Source organism: Vitiosangium sp. GDMCC 1.1324 (genome assembly GCF_003044305.1).
Lineage (GTDB): Bacteria > Myxococcota > Myxococcia > Myxococcales > Myxococcaceae > Archangium.
The window spans coordinates 858299-875036 of the sequence record NZ_PZOX01000002.1; the positions used below are offsets into that span (position 1 = coordinate 858299).

Annotated in this window: 16 protein-coding genes; 9 read left to right on the forward strand and 7 right to left on the reverse strand. The window is 69.7% G+C overall.

What is annotated here, in order from left to right; all coding sequences use genetic code 11:
- Nucleotides 1-72: 72 nt before the first annotated feature.
- From DAT35_RS08005 to DAT35_RS08015, 3 genes are all read left to right on the forward strand, one after another.
- The gene (locus DAT35_RS08005; protein WP_255415149.1) at nucleotides 73-1266 is read left to right on the forward strand and encodes a serine/threonine-protein kinase; all 1194 of its coding nucleotides are present in this window, start codon (nucleotides 73-75) and stop codon (nucleotides 1264-1266) included.
- 75 nt (nucleotides 1267-1341) lie between these two features.
- Entirely contained in the window at nucleotides 1342-2475 is a 1134-nt protein-coding gene (locus DAT35_RS62070) for a PEGA domain-containing protein (RefSeq protein WP_108066284.1), read from the forward strand.
- A gap of 210 nt (nucleotides 2476-2685) precedes the next feature.
- Entirely contained in the window at nucleotides 2686-4650 is a 1965-nt protein-coding gene (locus DAT35_RS08015; RefSeq protein ID WP_108066285.1) for a TonB-dependent siderophore receptor, read from the forward strand.
- Nucleotides 4651-4740: 90 nt separating this feature from the next.
- Here DAT35_RS08015 and DAT35_RS08020 read toward each other — a convergent pair whose 3' ends face one another.
- From DAT35_RS08020 to DAT35_RS08040, 5 genes are all read right to left on the reverse strand, one after another.
- On the reverse strand, nucleotides 4741-5580 hold the full coding sequence (locus DAT35_RS08020; protein WP_108066286.1) for an SDR family NAD(P)-dependent oxidoreductase: 840 nt from the start codon (nucleotides 5578-5580) through the stop codon (nucleotides 4741-4743).
- 92 nt (nucleotides 5581-5672) lie between these two features.
- Entirely contained in the window at nucleotides 5673-6911 is a 1239-nt protein-coding gene (locus DAT35_RS08025; RefSeq protein WP_108066287.1) for a tetratricopeptide repeat protein, read from the reverse strand.
- A 140-nt stretch (nucleotides 6912-7051) separates the two neighbouring features.
- On the reverse strand, nucleotides 7052-7924 hold the full coding sequence (locus DAT35_RS08030; protein WP_108066288.1) for an alpha/beta fold hydrolase: 873 nt from the start codon (nucleotides 7922-7924) through the stop codon (nucleotides 7052-7054).
- Nucleotides 7921-8823, reverse strand: a complete 903-nt coding sequence (locus tag DAT35_RS08035) for a halocarboxylic acid dehydrogenase DehI family protein (RefSeq protein WP_108066289.1) — start codon at nucleotides 8821-8823, stop codon at nucleotides 7921-7923. Before DAT35_RS08035 ends, DAT35_RS08030 begins: the two co-directional genes overlap by 4 nt.
- Nucleotides 8824-8946: 123 nt before the next feature.
- Nucleotides 8947-9282, reverse strand: coding sequence for a hypothetical protein (locus DAT35_RS08040; RefSeq protein ID WP_108066290.1), 336 nt, complete (start codon nucleotides 9280-9282; stop codon nucleotides 8947-8949).
- A gap of 443 nt (nucleotides 9283-9725) precedes the next feature.
- Here DAT35_RS08040 and DAT35_RS08045 point away from each other — a divergent pair, with 443 nt between their 5' ends.
- The 5 genes from DAT35_RS08045 (at nucleotide 9726) to DAT35_RS08065 (ending at nucleotide 13442) form a co-directional block, all read left to right on the forward strand.
- Entirely contained in the window at nucleotides 9726-10604 is an 879-nt protein-coding gene (locus DAT35_RS08045) for a Dyp-type peroxidase domain-containing protein (protein ID WP_158501598.1), read from the forward strand.
- Entirely contained in the window at nucleotides 10601-10960 is a 360-nt protein-coding gene (locus DAT35_RS08050; protein WP_108066292.1) for a response regulator, read from the forward strand. The genes DAT35_RS08045 and DAT35_RS08050 overlap by 4 nt, the downstream gene beginning before the upstream one ends.
- Before the next feature lie 75 nt (nucleotides 10961-11035).
- Nucleotides 11036-11350 (forward strand): hypothetical protein, encoded by a 315-nt coding sequence (locus tag DAT35_RS08055; protein WP_108066293.1) that lies wholly within the window; start codon nucleotides 11036-11038, stop codon nucleotides 11348-11350.
- Nucleotides 11351-11367: 17 nt separating this feature from the next.
- The gene (locus DAT35_RS08060; RefSeq protein WP_108066294.1) at nucleotides 11368-12720 is read left to right on the forward strand and encodes a sensor histidine kinase; all 1353 of its coding nucleotides are present in this window, start codon (nucleotides 11368-11370) and stop codon (nucleotides 12718-12720) included.
- Nucleotides 12717-13442, forward strand: coding sequence for a hypothetical protein (locus tag DAT35_RS08065; RefSeq protein WP_108066295.1), 726 nt, complete (start codon nucleotides 12717-12719; stop codon nucleotides 13440-13442). Before DAT35_RS08060 ends, DAT35_RS08065 begins: the two co-directional genes overlap by 4 nt.
- Before the next feature lie 16 nt (nucleotides 13443-13458).
- Here DAT35_RS08065 and DAT35_RS08070 read toward each other — a convergent pair whose 3' ends face one another.
- Nucleotides 13459-14172 (reverse strand): alpha/beta hydrolase, encoded by a 714-nt coding sequence (locus tag DAT35_RS08070; protein ID WP_199242833.1) that lies wholly within the window; start codon nucleotides 14170-14172, stop codon nucleotides 13459-13461.
- 312 nt (nucleotides 14173-14484) lie between these two features.
- Here DAT35_RS08070 and DAT35_RS62075 point away from each other — a divergent pair, with 312 nt between their 5' ends.
- Nucleotides 14485-15246: a hypothetical protein gene (locus tag DAT35_RS62075; RefSeq protein ID WP_108066297.1), complete on the forward strand. Its 762-nt coding sequence runs from the start codon at nucleotides 14485-14487 to the stop codon at nucleotides 15244-15246.
- Between the two features lie 18 nt (nucleotides 15247-15264).
- Here DAT35_RS62075 and DAT35_RS08080 read toward each other — a convergent pair whose 3' ends face one another.
- The gene (locus tag DAT35_RS08080) at nucleotides 15265-16671 is read right to left on the reverse strand and encodes a PLP-dependent aminotransferase family protein (protein WP_108066298.1); all 1407 of its coding nucleotides are present in this window, start codon (nucleotides 16669-16671) and stop codon (nucleotides 15265-15267) included.
- Between the last annotated feature and the right edge of the window lie 67 nt (nucleotides 16672-16738).

The following is a 16738-nucleotide window of genomic DNA, read 5'->3' on the forward strand; positions in this document are numbered from 1 at the left end:
CATCAGATCTTGAGGCCAGCTGTGGACAGGCTCAACGCGTCACCAGCGTCATCCCCATCTCCCGGAGAAGAGGTGTACTTCGGGAAATACCGTCTTCTCCAGCAGCTCGCGTCTGGAGGAATGGCGCACATCTTCCTGGCCTCCATCGATGGTCCTGATGGCTTCTCCAAGACGTGCGTCATCAAGCGAATCCTCCCGGAGTACGCGAGCCTGGAGGCCTTCAGCCGGATGTTCGCCGACGAGGCGAAGGTCGCCGCGCTGCTGACCCACCCGAACATCGTCCAGGTCTTCGACTTCGGGAAGATCGACGGGCAGTACTACCTCGCCATGGAGTGGATTCAGGGCGCGGCGCTGGACCGGGTGCTGCGGCATGCGTGGAGCGCGTCGTTCCCGCTGGGCACGCGCGTGGCCGTGGACGTGGGCATCGCGGTGGCCAGCGCACTGTCCTACGCCCATGCCAAGACGCTGCCGGATGGGACGCCGCTGCGCCTGGTGCACCGCGACATCACCCCGGGCAACATCCTGGTGTCGCGCGACGGCATCATCAAGCTGGCGGACTTCGGCATCGTCAAGAGCACCGTCAACCTCGAGCGCACCGTCGCCGGCGTGGTGAAGGGCAAGTACGCGTACATGTCCCCGGAGCAGATCTCCAACCGGGAGTTGGATCATCGCTCGGATCTCTTCTCGCTCGGCATCGTCCTGTACGAGGCCGCCACCGGGCGCCGCCTGTACAAGCGCGACACCATCGAGGCCACCATCCTGGCCGCCTCGCATGCGGAGGTGCCCCCACCGTCCGAGGTGGTCCCGGGCTTCCCTCCCGCCCTGGAGCGCATCATCCTCCAGTTGCTCGCGAAGGACCCCAACGCCCGCTACCAGAGCGCTCGCGAGGTCCACGAGGACCTGGAGCGCTTCCGCGCGGCGCAGAACTGGACGTCGAGCGGCCGGGAGCTCGCCACGCTGATGGCGACGCTGTTCCCGCCCGACAAGGCGGGCCGCCACTCGACTGCCGTCCCCGTAGTCGGCTCGTTGGCCGGAAGCGGGGTGGGGACGGGCCGGACGCCGAGCGGCGTCTCGGACTCCAAGCCGAAAACCTTGCCGAAGCCCCTGCCGGTGGACCTCGAGGAAGAGGGAACCACCCCGGCCACGAGCATCGAGGGTGGCAGCGCCCCGCAGCGCACGGAGCCGGAAGGGATTCCGTGGGGGATCGCCGCGGCCGCGGGTGTCGCGGCCATTGGAAGCGCCCTGTTCTGGTACTTCGTCGCCTGAGAGGCAACGGCCGTGGCCCCGCTCGAAGCGAGGCGCCGCGGCGGAGTTGCCTCCCAGAGCGGGAGTGAGACGTTGATGAAACAGAAAACGTGGATCGTCGTCATTCTGCTGGGCACCGTCGCCATCAATGCCGTGGCGTACATGGTGATTCGCGGCCGGCGCACTCCGGCTTCCGTGGAGGCCCCGCCCCTCGCCGCCAATTCCGCCAGCGCGACTCCGGTCCCCGTTGCGCCCCCCCAACCCGCCGCGCCGACTCCGACTCCGGCCGAGGAAGCCGCCAAGGCCGCCGCCGCGGAAGAGGCCAACGCTGGACTCGCCCGCGCCCGGCGGGCCGCGGGCCTCGCCGCCCTGGAGGATCGCGACTACAGCAAGGCCGTGGCCGAGTTCACCGAGGCGCTGAGTCTGCGCAAGGACAAGGGAGACCTCGTGGAGCTGCTGCGCATCGCGTCGGATCTCCAGACGCGCGAGCACTCCAAGCCGCGCGATGAGCCAGCGAAGCCGCAGCCCGAGCCCACGCCCGCGGCCAAGCCGGCGGCGAAGGCCAAACCCGTCCGGGTGGCCATGCGCACGCGGGCCACCAAGGAGGAGCCTCCGGAGGCCGCCGAGACGACTCGCAACGGATTGCTGCTCGTGACGTCGACGCCCCCGGGCCTGGTGGTGCTGGTGGATGGAAAGACCATGGACCTCACCCCCGCGCGCCTGACCGTGCGGGCAGGAACGCACCGGGTGGCGCTCGCGCAGGGAGACAAACGGTTGTTCGAGGACACGGTGGAGGTGGCCGAGGACGCGGTCCGGTCGATCAACCGTGACCTGACGGCGGAGCTCGCCCCGCCGAGCGCTCCTCCACCGGCGCCCACCCGGTCGGCGCCCGAGCCCACCACCGCCGCGCCCGCCGTGGCCGCGCCCGCGCAGGCCTCGCCGAGCCCCGCGGCCACCACCACCGCGGCGCCCGAGCCCCGCGCCGAATCGCCAGCTCCCGTCGCGGCTCGCCCCGCGGCGGCCACAGGAAAGGGCGACCTGGATGTCTCGTCTCCCTCCATCTACGGCGAGGTGTGGATCAACAACCGGCCCTATGGCTTCCCGCCCGTCACGGCCCGGGACATCCCGGCGGGCCAGGCCCGTGTGGAGATCCGCGTCAATGGCGAGGTGAAACGGCGGATGACCGTCGAGGTCGAGCCGGGCCGCCGCGCCAGCGTCCGCGTTCGCTGAGGCGTCCACCGCGCGCGCCGGAAACTTCCGCGTGCGGTGAGCGCCAGTACACTGTTCGTCCGCGTGCTGGACCCTCGAGAGGCCGGCGCGCTCCCATGCAGAGAGGTCCGAATGCATCGCAACCGCCGGTTGCCTGGCAGTATTTTCTCATTGGTCTTCCTCCTCCTGTGCGCGGGCCCCACCCGAGCACAGACCGCCTCACCATCCGCCATGGCACCGGCGGCCACGCAGGACAAGCCGGTGGAGGAGGCGCAGGGCACGACCGAGGCCATCGGTGACGAGGAGGTGCATAGCCAGGTCGCATCGTTCGCCATCACCAAGCTCCATGACTCGCCTGCGGTCGTCACCGCCGTGACGGCTGACGAGATTCGCGGCTCCGGCGCGCGGGACTTGATGGACGTGCTGTTGATGGTGCCGGGCTTCTTCTTCGGCGCGGACGTGCAGGGCGCCATCGGGCCCGGCTTCCGCGGACTGTGGGGGCAGGAAGGCAAGGTGCTCCTGCTCATCGACGGCAAGGAGATGAACGAGCAGCTCTACTCGACGTTCCAGCTCGGCCACGAGTTCCCCATCGAGCTCATCGAGCGCATCGAGGTGGTGCGTGGACCCGGCTCGGTCATCTACGGCGGCAACGCCGAGCTCGCCGTGGTCAACGTCGTCACGCGAGGCATCCAGGGCAGCACGGACCTGATGGTGTCGGGCACGTATGGCGAGTATTCGACCGTCAACGGGCGGCGGAGCCTGACCGTCTCCGGGCGCAAGGTCTTCGAGAGCGCGCCGGGACTGAGCGTCTTCGCCTCGGCGTCGGTGGGCCAGGGCCAGCGGAGCGATGCCGTCTTCCAGGACTTCTACGGCAACTCGGTGGGCATGGCAGGAAAGACGAACCTCAATCCCATCACGGCCCAGGCGGGCGTGGGCTACCGCGACCTGCAACTGAGCATGCTGTACCAGCGCTACGCCACCACGGCCGTCGTCGCCTTCGACGAGGTGCTGCCGGCTCCGGCCCCCACGAACTTCGACTCGTTCCACGCCGAGCTCACCGACCGGTTCCGTCCGAGCGACCGGCTGGAGATCATCCCCCGCATCAACCTCACCCTCCAGGAGCCGTACCGCGACGCGGACCCCAACTCGGCGTTCTATTACGACAAGCAGGTGCGGCGTCTGCGAGGCCGCCTGGTCGCGCGCTGGGCTCCCTTCGACATCCTCCAGCTCACCGGCGGCGCGGACGTGGCCTTCGACCAGGGCGTGCTTCAAGGCCCTGCGGGGGTGGGTCTGCAGACCGCTTTCGGGGAAGGGCTCGACCGGGTCTCCTACCAGAACGTCGCGGGCTTCATCGAGGCGTTCTCCGAGAACCCCATCGTCACCGTCGTGGCCGGTGCCCGCTACGAGCGGCACAGCGCGTTCGGTGACTCCTTCGTGCCGCGTCTGGTGTTGCTCCGGTCGTTCGGACCCTTCAGCGGCAAGGCGCTCTTCAGCCGCGCATTCCGCGCTCCCGGCGTGGAGAACATCAGCCTCGGAGCCAATGTCCGGCCCGAGCGCACCACCGTCTTCGAGCTGGAGGGAAGCCTGCGGCTCGGCGAGGGACACGCGTTGAGCGTGAATGCCTTCGACGTGGGTGTGGCGGACCCCATCATCTACTCCTACGACGCCGAGACGAACTCCGAGGCCTACCGGAACCTGGGGCGTCTGGGCAGCCGCGGTATCGAGGTCGACTACCACCTGCGCGGAAGCTGGGGACGCGTGGCGCTCGGCTATTCGTTCTACACCCCGTCCGGCCGCAATGACGTGGAGGACTACCTGGTACCCGGACGCACGGATGCCTTCACGGGTCTGCCGACGCACAAGGCCACGCTCTCGGGCAACGTGAAGCTGCTGCCGTGGCTCTCGGTGAGCCCCACGGCCGTCCTGGTGGGCCAGCGCTATGCCGTCAGCGCGCCGGACGATGCGGGTGTGTCCACGGTGCAGACGCTGCCGACCCAGCTGCTCCTCAACCTGTTCGTGCACGCCCAGAACGTGGGCACGCAAGGGTTGGACATCGGAGCGGGCGTCTACAACCTGCTGGGGACCGACTTCCGGGTCGCGCAGCCCTACAACGGCGGCCAGGCCCCGATGCCCGTGTTCAGCCGCGAGTTCCTCGTGCGCATCACCTACCTCCTGGACCCCGGCCTGACCGAGTAGTCCACCCGGCCCACCGCACGCAGGTGAATGAGAGATTCACCTGCGTCCAGTCGTGACAGATAGGCGTCAGGGCGCGGAGCCATTGCCGCGCTACCGCCTCCTCGCGAGCCGCTCGAGCACGTGCTTTTGTATGAGGTTTCCGCCTCGTACGAAGACCTCGGGCGACAGGCGCTTCAGCCTCCACGCCCACCGGCCACTCGCCATCGGCAGCACGTAGAACGCGCCGTGCTCGACTCCGCGCACGCAGTCGCGCGCTACGTCGTCCGCTTCCACCGCCGCGCCTTCCACCAGCGTCGACGCCAGCTCCTTGAGCCGCCTCCCCGCCTCGTCCTCCACGATGTGCGCCGACGCCGCGATGTTCGTCCGGAAGAACATCGGACAGGCCACCGACACCCCGATGCCGGCCTCCTTCAGCTCCGCCAGCAGCGTCTCCGACAACGCCACCACCGCCGCCTTCGACACGTTGTAGGGCGCCAGGTACGGCGCCGACAGCAGCCCCGCCGCCGAGGCAATGTTCAGGATGTGTCCCCTCCCCTGCTCGCGCAGCAGCGGCACGAAGTAGTGGCACCCGTGGATGACTCCCCACAGGTTCACGTCCAGCACGAACTTCCACTCCGCCAGCGGCAGCTTTCCCACCTCGCCCGCGCCCGCCACGCCCGCGTTGTTCACCAGCAGGTCCACCCCGCCGAACGCCGCCCGGCTCTCCCTCGCCAGCGCCTCCACCTGCTCCGGCTTCGTGACGTCACAGCGCACCACTCGCGCCTCGCCGCCCTCCCGCTCCACTCCGCGCGCCGTCTCCCGCGCCGCGTCCTCGTTCACGTCCGACACCACCACCCGTCCCCGCCGACGCGCCAGCTCCACGCTCAGCGCTCGCCCCAGTCCGCTGCCCGCTCCGGTGATGACCACTCGGGGACGCTCGGGAAGGCCCATCTCGTCGATTCCTCCGCTCCAGGCGTCATGCCCGCGCGAGTGGAGTATGCCCTCCCCCCGGCCCGCCCCCGAGCGTCACGTCCGGCACATGTTCACTCCGAACGGCAGGACAGCTCGCTCGCGCGGGGCGCCAGTCCGCGCACCAGCGTGCAACTCGCCGCGTCTCCTTCCAGACAGGCCCGCTGGAGGAGCTGCATTCCCTCCGTGGCCTCGTTCCCGAAGGAGGGCTGGCTGACCAGGAGCGTTCCAATCACCCCGCAGGCCGCGGCGGCTCCCCCACCGCACTGCTTCCAGGCCGCACGGGAGATGTCCTCCAGGAACTCGCAGGCTTTCGCCTCTCCGAACCGGCACGCGCGCTTCAGCAGCCCCGGCATCTCGAGCGACGTCGCGGAATCCCGCGGCTGGTGCCGGAGCGCATCGTAGAGCGCGAGACACCCCACCGCCGCGCCCCGGTCGCACGCCTGACGGAAGAGCGCCTGTTGCGCGGCATCGTCCTTCACGCGCCCTTGGTGTTCCTGGTTCTCGAGCACGAGGAGCCGGCACGCCTCCGAGGAGCCGAGTGCACACCCGCGAGAGAAGAGGTCTTCGGCGCGCGTGGCGTCCCCGGCCTCTCCTGGCTGGAGGGACAGCACCGCCTGGTTCGCGCACGCCGTGCCATTGCCCGCGTCGCAGGCGCGTGCGTAGAGCTCGAAGGCCTTGCCGATGTCCTGGGAGACGCCCAGTCCCGCGTGGAACGCGTCACCCAGGAGTTGGCAGGAGAGGCCGTCTCCCGCGTCGCAGCCGCGCTGCTCGAACAGGGCAATCCATTCCGGCTCCGGAGCGGCGCCCCGCTGACGCGCATCCGCCGTGAGCCCGAGCGCGGCGATTCCACACGCGGCCCGCGGGTACTTGTCACACGCCTCCTGGAGCTCGGCCCGTCCCGCGGCTTCGTCCCGAGCCACCCCTTCGCCCAGGAGCGTCGAGAGCCCATGCCGGGCGCACCCCTCGCCATCCCCCTGGTCACAGGCCCTCCGGAACAGAGAGCGCGCGGTGTCTCCCTTCTCCATCCGTCCGAGCTCGGTGCAGCCCTCACCCACGCCCAGGGAGCAGGCGCTCTGGGCGATCTCGGCCCGCTTTTGCAGCTCGCACGCCGACGTGGGAAGGACGCCCTTCAGCTCCGCCAGGGCATCCCGGCAGCTCGAGGCGTCCGAGCAGGCCTGCTTCGGCGCCGCATCCTCCGGGGTACTCGCCGGGTGGGTCGCCCCGCTGGAGGTGCCGCAACCCGCGAGGACGAACAGACCCCAGACCAGAGCGCTCCCCAGCAGGGGCGCGTGGATTCGAGGTGGTTTCACAGGACCTCCTTGGCGGCGGGGACGGCGGCCGGCCCTCACGCCGCCCCCGCACACTCGACAGAGTGGACTTCACACCTTGAGAATCTCTTACGGCCCTCTTTCGAGCTCATTGCTCGTTCATGACGAAAGATGACGGGCCTTCACATCAATGGGGCGCCTGCTCCCTCCAGCTCCGGCCGAGCCTCCATTCCAAGGAACTCGTACAGCGCCGTCATCACCGCGTGAGGCTGGTCCCACATGAGGAAGTGCCTCGCACGCTCCACCCGGACCAGCCTCGCTCCCGGAATCTCCCACGCCAGCCGCGCTCCCCACTTCACCGGCAGAATGGTGTCGTCCACGCCCCACACCACCCGCGTGGGCACCGCCACGTGCGACAGCTTCGGCACCAGCTCCTGTGTCTGATTGGTGTTCAGCGCCACCGCGTCGCGCACCAGGGACGTCTCCCCCACGTCCGTCGCGTACGGCTCCAACAGCCCCTCCACCACTCCCTCCGGCGGCGTCTCCGCGAAGCCCGCCCGCTTCAGGGCCACCTTCAACGTCCGATGCACCGCCTGCGCCGACAGCCTCCGCGCGACGCCCGGGTGGCCCAACTGCACCATCAGCTCGAGGGGCCACGCGTCGAAGCAGACGCTGTTCATCAGGCACAGCCTCGACACCCGCCGCGGGAAGCGGAGCGCCAGGTGTTGCGCCACGCCTCCGCCCACGTCGTGCCCCACCACCAGCGCGTTCTCCACGCCCAGCTGGTCCATCCACGCATCCAACGCCTCCGCCTGCCGGGCGATGGACCGGTCGAAGCAGTCCCTCCGGTCCGAGTACCCATACCCCAGCAGGTCCGGAATCAGCACCCGGTGGGTCATGGAGAGCGCCGGCAGCAGCCCGCTCCACAGGAAGCCCCACGTGGGGATTCCATGCAGGAGCACCATCGACTCGCCCCGCCCCTGGTCCACGTAGCTGATGAACCGGTGGCCCAATTCCACCACCCGCTGCCTCGATTGATAGTCGCGCCAGTTCATCGCAACTCCTCCGCCGCCACGAAGTCCGGCACCAGCCGAGGCTCCGCCGGGAAGGGCACCCGCCGCTCCAGGTCCCCCGCGTCCGTCACCTGCGCCGCCATCCCGAGCACCAGCACCGGCAACCGCCACTCGCACTGGTCCGTCACCCGCAGGATGGCCTCCGCGTCCTCGTGCAGTACGTCCAGACGCTCCCTCGACAGCGCCACCTCGTACGGCAGCTCCCTCGCCAGCCTCCGGGATGTGACCAGCAATGCATCACAGGCCCGCGCCCACTCCGAGCTCTTCATCCGCGGCCCCAGCCGCTCCCACACCGCCTCCAGGTACTCCGGCCACAGCGCCAGCCCCCGGTAGTCCCCCGGCAGCGACGGCGGCCCCACCGTCTCGAGGATGTCCTTGAAGAGGCTCCGCAGCCGTGCGTCGTCCGGCCGCTCCGGCACCCACTCCATCGCCATCATCCGCGCCGGAGCCCCCCGCTCCACCCGCTCCGCGCTCCCCAGCGGCTGAAGCGCTCCCACGGCCTCGTCCTGCAACGCCAGCTTCACCGCCGAGGTGAACACCAGCATCTTCGGATTCAGGTAGTGGTACAGCGCCAGGGCCCCTCGCAGTTGGTAGCGCTGGCTCTCCCCCAGCGAGACCGCGTCCCACGCGCCCAGCCGCTCGAAGCGCTCCGCCGCCTCCACCGACTGCGCGCGCACCTCGTCCGCCGCCGACTCGAATGCCCGCGTCTCCGCGTTCGGCCCCATCGCCTCCCACATCCCCACCAGGAAGCGCTCGAAGCCCGCCCACGTGAGCACCGTCACGTCCAGCCCCGTCACCCGCAGCGTCTGCCTCATCTCGTAGAGGACCCGCTCCACCTCTCCGTGCGCCTCGCGCTCGCTCACCTGCCTGGGCCTGGCCATGGACACACCTCCTCCGGTCGGAAGATGGGGTCCTCGTCACGGGCGGACAGAGAATGCACGGTGGGTGGGTTGCTCCCCGGCACGCCGGGCGACGGGGCCCTGTTCCGCTTCCAGGGCGGAGGCTCAGGCGAGCTGGAGCTGCATCCTGGACAGCCGGCGCTTCGGCTTGCGGCGGATGAAGCGGTTCGCGTCCCCGCGCCGGTAGCAGGTGACGAGCCGCTCCTCGTCGCTCAGCAGGAGGATCCACCCACGCGCCTGTCTCGCCAACGCCGAGTCCCTCCAGGTGACCGGCAAATCCCTCTCCAGCACCGTGACATGCGTCATCCCGCTGGCCCGCGCCCGGACGCCGAACTCGAGGATGAAGTCGAGCACGTCGTCGCGGAGCTGCCGGAGCGCACTGCGCTCGAGGAAGTGGTCGGTGAGGGAGAACACGCGGGACATGGGGACCGGACGGCACATGGCGGGGACCTCCTGGTGCGCTCCTCCCTCTACACATGCCGTTCCAACCCGCTCCCGCTCCGGATTCCGGGGACTTGGGCCGGCCCCACCCCTGTCAGCAAGGGACAATCCGTCAATCGCCCCACGGGCCATGTGACAGCGCGGCGCGCGAGCCCGAGCCTCAGGAGAGGACCCCACCGCTCCCGAGTGAAACGGCGGCGGAGATGCCAGGCGGGAGGGGCGGTGCCAGAGAAGAAGTATCACCCTTCAGAGCGTCCCCTCGTGGACAACCCATCAGGGTTCCCCGCCGTTGGCGCGACGCGAAAACGACATTCCACCCGTATGCCGTTTGACTTCACGTGACCCGCCGGGTTCTGCTCCACTTCACGCGGCGGATGAGCAATCTCCGCCAACAAGAAAGCCCTTACACCGGAACATCGGTACGAGGGTGGGGGGAGACAGCGATGCAACCACAGGAAGGGCTCTTCCATTCGCCTGGCGCTTTCAGTGGTGTTGCCGTTCTCCGGCTCAGCCGCAGCGTGGCCCTCCCGCAGTTGCGCGAAGTGGTGTCCTCCATCCATGAAGAGCTGAGCACCACCCAAGGCCTGAACCTGGTGCTCGGACTGGAGCCCGCGCTGCTGCCCGAGGTGCCCGTGCGCCCCGCGCTGCTGCCTCGCGAGGGCCCCACCGCGCGCTTTCCCTCCTCCCAGTCCCATGTGCTCGTGCACGTGAGCACGGGCAACCGCGAGCTGCTGCTGGAGTCCCTGCGGCGCGTCCTCGCGCTCTCCAAGGGGGTGCTCTCCCTGGAGGAGGAGTTGCTCGGCGGCCGAATCGGCGAGGGACGCGATGCCTTCGGCTTCCGCGATGGCCTGCTGCGCCCCACCCGCGAGCACGTGCGGCACGCCGCCATCGTGCCCTCGGGTCCCCTGGCTGGAGCTTCGTGGCTGCTCTACCTGCGCTTCCAGCAGGACCTGGAGCGCTTCGGCCGCCTCCAGCCCCGGGCCCAGGCGAACGTGGTGGGCCGCACCCGCGACGGCGAGCTCGTCGTGGATGCGCCCGCCGAAGCCCACATCCTCCGCGCACGCGCGTCCGGCGCCGGGGAGAACCATCTCCTCATCCGCCGCGGCTTCCCCTTCCGTCAGGGCGGCGAGGAGGGCCTGGCCTTCGTGGCCGCCGCAGCGGATCCGGACTCCTACGCGCGCTCGCTGGACTCGCTGCTGGGCACCGGAGGCCAGACTCCGGATGCCCTGCTGCGCTACGCCACCGCGGTGGGCGGCGGCCTGTACCTCGCGCCTCCCCGCGGCTGGTTCCACACCGTCTCCCTCCAGGAGGCCCTCTCATGAAGGTCCTGGTGCTGGACTGCGATGCCCGTGTCTCGCGCGGGCTGGAGCGCACGCTGCGGGTGCTCGGCCACGAGGTGCGCTGCCCCGGCTCCGCCGCCGAGGCCCGTGCCACCTTGGAGGGGGACCCCGCCGTGGACATCATCCTCGCGGCCCAGCACCTCAACGAGGGCGAGACGGGCACCGGCTTCCTGCGCTGGGCCGAGGCCCATGTGCCGCTCGCCCGCCGCGTGCTCATCTCGGGCACGCACTGCCCTCCGGACTTCGTCGAACAGCCCGGCATGCAGTGGTTCCAGGCCAAGCCCTTCGGGCGCCAGGAGTTGGAGGCGCTGCTCTCCACGCTCCCCACGAGCCCGTGAAACGTCCCCCCCCACACAGCCCCCGATTCACGCAGACAACAGTCCGGCATCCGTGCCGGCGGAGGAAACGCAGCAATGAGCTACAACGACATCCGTGGTCCTCGTGTGGTGGGGTTGACCGTGGCTTCTTCGCTGGGCGAGTACCTGATGCGCATCCAGGAATTGGGAGCCGTGGAGGGCCCCGACGGCGAGCTGCGCATCAGCCCCGAGGTGATGCCCATCCTGGAAGCCATCCACCAGGTGCTGGCCGGCGGCACGGTGGAGGTGAACGTCACACACCGGGGCAATCCAGACATCTTCAATGAGCTGAACCGCCGCGTGCAGCAGGTGGGCAAGGAGGCCAACTCCATCAACAAGGCGGCGGGCTTCTACCTGACCGCCACCCTCTGAGCCCACCACGACCCTCTATGAGCCTTCCCGTTCGCTGGCGCCGACTCGTCCATGACGCCTTCAAGCACTGGGTGCGCTCGCAGGACACCCAGGAGGTGCTGGCCGCCGCGTCGCCGCAGGCCTGGCTGAGCTCCGCGCTCGTCATCCCCGCGGTGCTCGCGCTGGCAACCTGGGCTCCCGGCGCGGAGCGCTTCTTCGGCCTGTCCTTCGGCAGGGCCATGGCCTGTCTGGCACCGGGCCTGGTGCTGGGCATCGGCTTCGCCCTGCTGCACCGGGGGCGCCAACGCATCGAGACGTGGGGCTGGCTGTACCTGGTGACGGGGACGGCGGCCCTGCAGTTCTTCCTGGCGGCGTTGATGGCCCTGGCGGTGATGCCCGGAGCCCTGGTGTTCGCGGCGGTGCTGCTCTTCACCACCGGCTACCACGGCCGGCTGCACCGCGTGGCGCCGACCCAGCCCTTCCTCGCGCTGGGCACCGCGGTGGCGCTGGGGCTGGCGGCGCTGCTGGTCCGCACCGAGGCCCATGTGGCCCTCTTCGCCGTCATGGCGCCGCTGGCCATCATGCTGGAGCTGTACACGGGCACCTTCGCCCTGAAGCACGACCAGGCCCGCGCCGAGGCCGAGCAACTGCGCGCCGCCGTGCAGGCGCAGATGCTGGAGCAGCAGGAGCGCGACGTGGGCCGGCTGTCCCAGGCCATGGTGCAAATCCTCGGCTACAACCATGACATCAACAACGCGTTGATGAGCGTGAGCGCCGCGGCGGACGTGCTCTCCGTCATGGGCGTGCAGCGCAATGCCCTGCCCCGCGCCGAGTTCGAGGAACTGGTGCGCGAGGTCAACGAGGGCCTGGCGCGCATCCGCGAGATGGTGATGGAGATCCGCCAGAAGGGGCGGCGCTCGGTGAGCAGCGATCCGGAGAACGTGCACATCGTCCCGGTGCTGGAGTCGGTGCGCACGAGCCTGGGCTGGCGCTTCCCGGAGGTGCGCATCCAGGTGAAGGTGGAGGAGCAGGCGTCCCACGCCCTGGTGCGAGGGGGCATCACCACGCTGAGGCGGGTGGTGGAGAACCTGGTGCTCAACGCGTGCGAGGGAGACGGCAAGCGGGGAGCCGCGGAGGTGGACATCCTCGCGCGCCCCGAGCCGTACAGCGGGCGGTTGGAGCTGCTCATCGCCGACGACGGCCCGGGCTTCCCGGCGGAGAGGCTGAATGCCCCCATCGAGGGCCTGTCCACCACGAAGCCCAACGGCACGGGCCTGGGCCTCTACACCTCCGAGTGCCTCATCCGCGCGAGCGGCGGCACGCTGGAGCGCAACAACCGGTCTACGGGAGGGGCGCAGCTGCGCATCCTCCTGCCGCGGGAAGTGAGATGAGCGCGGGCGCCGTCTTCCAGGAGGCCCTGCGCGCGCTGCGCCAGCACGGGCTCCCGGAGGAGGCCGAGCGGGACATCCTGGCGGCGCTGGAGGCAGGCCGGCCCGGGCCGCTGGCACTGCTGTACGCGGCGGGAACGGAGGCAGGGCTCGGGCGCGAAGTGCTGCTGCGGCGCGCGGCGGGCCTCTTCTTCTGCGCGTGCGCGGCCAACCTGGCGGACGACCTGGCGGATGGCGAGTGCACGTACCTCGCGAGGCCCCAGCGGGAGGGGCCCGGGGTGCAGTTCGCGTTGCAGTCGCTGTGCTTCGCCACGCTGGCACGGGCGGAGCTGCCGGCGCCGGTGCTGACGGAGGCGGCGGGAGCGATGGTGACGGCGGCGGGGTTGCAGGCGCTCGAGGTGCGCACGGACACGTGGACGGCGCCGCGTTTCAAACAGGTGGCCGAGGGAATCGCCGGAGCGCAGTGGGCGCTGTACCTGCGGGTGCTGTGGGAGGGCACGGCGCTGGCGGAGCGGGCCGAGGCGGCGGGGCGAAACCTGGGCGTGGCGGCGCACGTGGCCGAGGACATCCGCTCGGGGGACGCGCGCTTCCACGGCATGTCCGAGCAGGACCGGCGCGAGGTGGTGTCCTGGGCGAGGGCGGCGGCCGAGGCGGTGCGCCAGGAAGGACTCCAGTGCCTGGACGCCGTGCTGCGCACCGTGGAGCCGGTGCTGGCCTCGGTGTAGTCCGAGGCTCGCCCTTCTACCGTGTGGTGAACCAGGCCAGCGCCTCGCGAGCGATCTCGGGAGGAATGGTGTGTGGCCCGTCGAACTCGCGGTAATGCACCGCGTAGCCCGCCTCCTCCACCAGCGGGAGGATGCTCCGGCTGCACGGCTCGATGTGCAGCACCTCGTCCTCCACCCCATGGCTGAGGAAGACTTTCGGCTCGCCACTCCGTGATGCCAGGGTCAGGAAGCCCGGCGAGAACGCCACCACGTGGGTGAACAGGACCCCATTGGTGAGGCCCAGTGACAGGGCATACGACGCTCCGTCCGAGAAGCCCTCGAGCGCGATGCGCCCCGGGTCCACGGCATAGCGCTCGAAGACATACGCCAGCGACTGGTCGATGAAGGACACGTCCGGCCCATACCCGTCCTCGAGGATGAGATCCCACGACGCTCCCCGGGAGTCCGGCGCGAGCAGGATGAGGCCCACCTCGTCCGCGAGCGTCCGCCATGGGCTCAAGGCGTGGCGTGCGTTGTCCCCCGCTCCGTGGAGCATCACCGCCAGGGGCGCGGGACAGTCCGCCCGGTACTCCCTGGGCACGTAGAGCAGCCCGTCGCGACTGCCCCCGAAGCCCAGCGGCCACAAGCCCCGCTCCGGCGCCTCCATCCTGGGGCGATACGGGCGCGCACGCAGCCATCCTTCCTTCGTCTCATCGCACAGGGTCTGCGCTTGTACTCCCGCTCTGGCCATGTCCCTCGCTTCCTTCGCGAAGAGTAATTCCACCCGCGCGCAGCGGCACGCCGGTCCATGCGGCTCCGCCCGCGGGTGGTTGAAAGAAGCACCGCTGCACTTCATGCAGCCAGAGTGAATCCTTGAAAACCGAGCACACGGCACACGTCTCGTACCGTGCGCCGGGGATGACCGTGGCCGAGCGAACAGGCGGCCACCGGCCCCGGAAAAAAGAGGTCAGCGCACCCGGAATGCGCACTTCCGCTGGCTCGCAGCATGGTGCATTTTGGAGGGCCCCCCGCCGCTCCGAGCGGCGACATCCAGGAGCCCTGCATGTCTCGCGCACTCACCCTGGTGAGCCTCCTGCTCGTTTCCCTCCCTGTGCAGGCACAGGAAGGCCCTCTTCCCACGGCGGATGCCGAGGCGCTCGCGCGGCGGCTCGGTGAGACGACGTGGGGCATGGAGGAGCTGCTCGCCGGCAAGGTGGAGGAGATGACCATCACCCTGCGCGTGGAGGAACTCGACAGGGACGGCAACGTGAAGCACACCCAGGAGCGGGTGGACCGGCTCCGGGTGAAGGACGGCCAGCAGCACCGGGAGATCCTCCAGGCGCGCAAGGACGGCCAGGACGCCACCGAGGCCATGCGCAAGGACCTCGAGGAGCGCCAGCGCAAGGGCGAGGGCCGGGCGGAGTTCAACTCGGTAAACCTACCCTTCGCGGCCTCGTACCTGGGGCAGCACCGCTTCTCCCTGGCGGGCCCGGACCCCAAGGACCCCAGCCGGTTGCGCCTGCGCTTCGAGCCACGTGCCGACAAGGCCCCCTCCGTCCACAAGGGCGAGGCGCTCGTGGACCCGAGCACCGGCCAGCTCATCCGGCTGAACTACAGCCCCACGGAGCTGCCGAACATGGCGGACCGGGTGGATGTGCGCATGGACTTCCGCCCCCAGCCCGGCGTGGGTCAGGTGCTCGACACCCTCCACGTGGACGCCGAGGGCGGCCTGCTCTTCTACCGCAAGCACCTGCGCATCACCGCGCGCTACTCCAACCTGGTGCCCGCGGGCGGCGCCTCGAAGACCTCGACGTCCACACCGTGACGAGCGCAGGGAGGGGTCTCAGAGAGGGTGTGCCAGCTCGGCCAACCGGAGCAGCCCCCGCTCGAGCGGTGCGGTCCAGCGGTTTCCGCAGTTGAGTCGGATGTAGTTCCGGTATGCGCCGCTGGCGGAGAAGAGAATGCCCGGGGAGATGGAGATGCCCTCCTCCAGCGCCCGGCGGTACAGCTCCACGGAATCCACTCGCTTCGGCAGCTCCACCCAGAGCACGAATCCCCCTCGGGGCTGGGTGAGCCGCGTGCCCTCGGGGAAGCTGGACAGGATGAGCCTCGAGAAACGCTCCACCTGTAGCGAGCAGTGCAGCCGGAGATCCCCGAGGTGCCGCTCGTAATCCCTCGAGGCCAGGTAGCTCGCCATCACGTGTTGCGCGAGCGAGCCGGAGCCCATCGTCGAGGAGAGCTGAAGCGCCTTCACCTTCTCGAGGTACCGGCCCGGCGCGAGCCACCCCACCCGGAGTCCCGGCGAGACGGTCTTGGAGAAGGAGGAGCAGGTCAGCACGCGCCCCCGCGTGTCGAACGCCCTCAGCGGCTTCGGGCGGCTGCCCTGGAACGACAGCTCCGCATAGATGTCGTCCTCGATGAGCGGGACGTCGTGCCGGGCGAAGAGCTCGACGAGCGCGGCCTTCTTCTCGTCGCTCATCAGCGCCCCCATGGGGTTGCTGAAGTTGGGGATGAAGATACCCGCGGAGATGTCGAACTTCCGGAGTGCCTCCTCCACCCGCTCCAGAGCGACGCCATCGGTCGAGTGCGCGGGCACTTCGATGACCCGGAGCTGGAGCTGCTGGAGCGCCTGGAGGATGCCGAAGTACTGGGGTGACTCGATGAGGACCGTGTCGCCCGGCGAGCAGGTCGACCGCAGCGCCAGCCCGAGGGCCTCCATCGCGCCGTTGGTCGCGACGAGCCCGGTGGGCTCCACGAAGCAGCCGAACCGCTCGAGCCGGCGGGAGATCTGCCGGCGGTACTCGAAGCAGCCCGGTGGCAACTCATACGTGCCCACCAGACGCGGCTGCTCCCGGACCACGCGGCGCGTGAACCGGTTGATGGCTTCACAGGGGTAGAGCTCCGACGCGAGGCAGGCGGCGCCCAGTTGAATCCACCCCTGTTCCTTCGCCGACTCGAAGACACTCGAGACCATCTCCGGAACGGAGATCTCCTTCGGGAGGGACAGACGCAGTCTCGGCGTCGTGACTGCGGACGCCGTGCGCGGGCCCAGCACGTAGAAACCGGACTGCGGCTTCGCGACGATGAGGCCCCGGTCCTCGAGGAGCTCGAATGCGCGGACCACCGTGTTCAGTCCCACCTTCTTGCGGCGGCTCATCTCGCGGACGGAGTCGAGCCGTTCCCCGGGCCCGACCAGGCCGCTGGAGATCTGCACTTCGAGCTCGGCGGCCAGGCGCTCGTATTTCTTCATGGCTCTCTGAACTGTATCCCACGAAACCCGGATTTCTGCCTCTGTATCCCTCACGGGGGTGCCACTA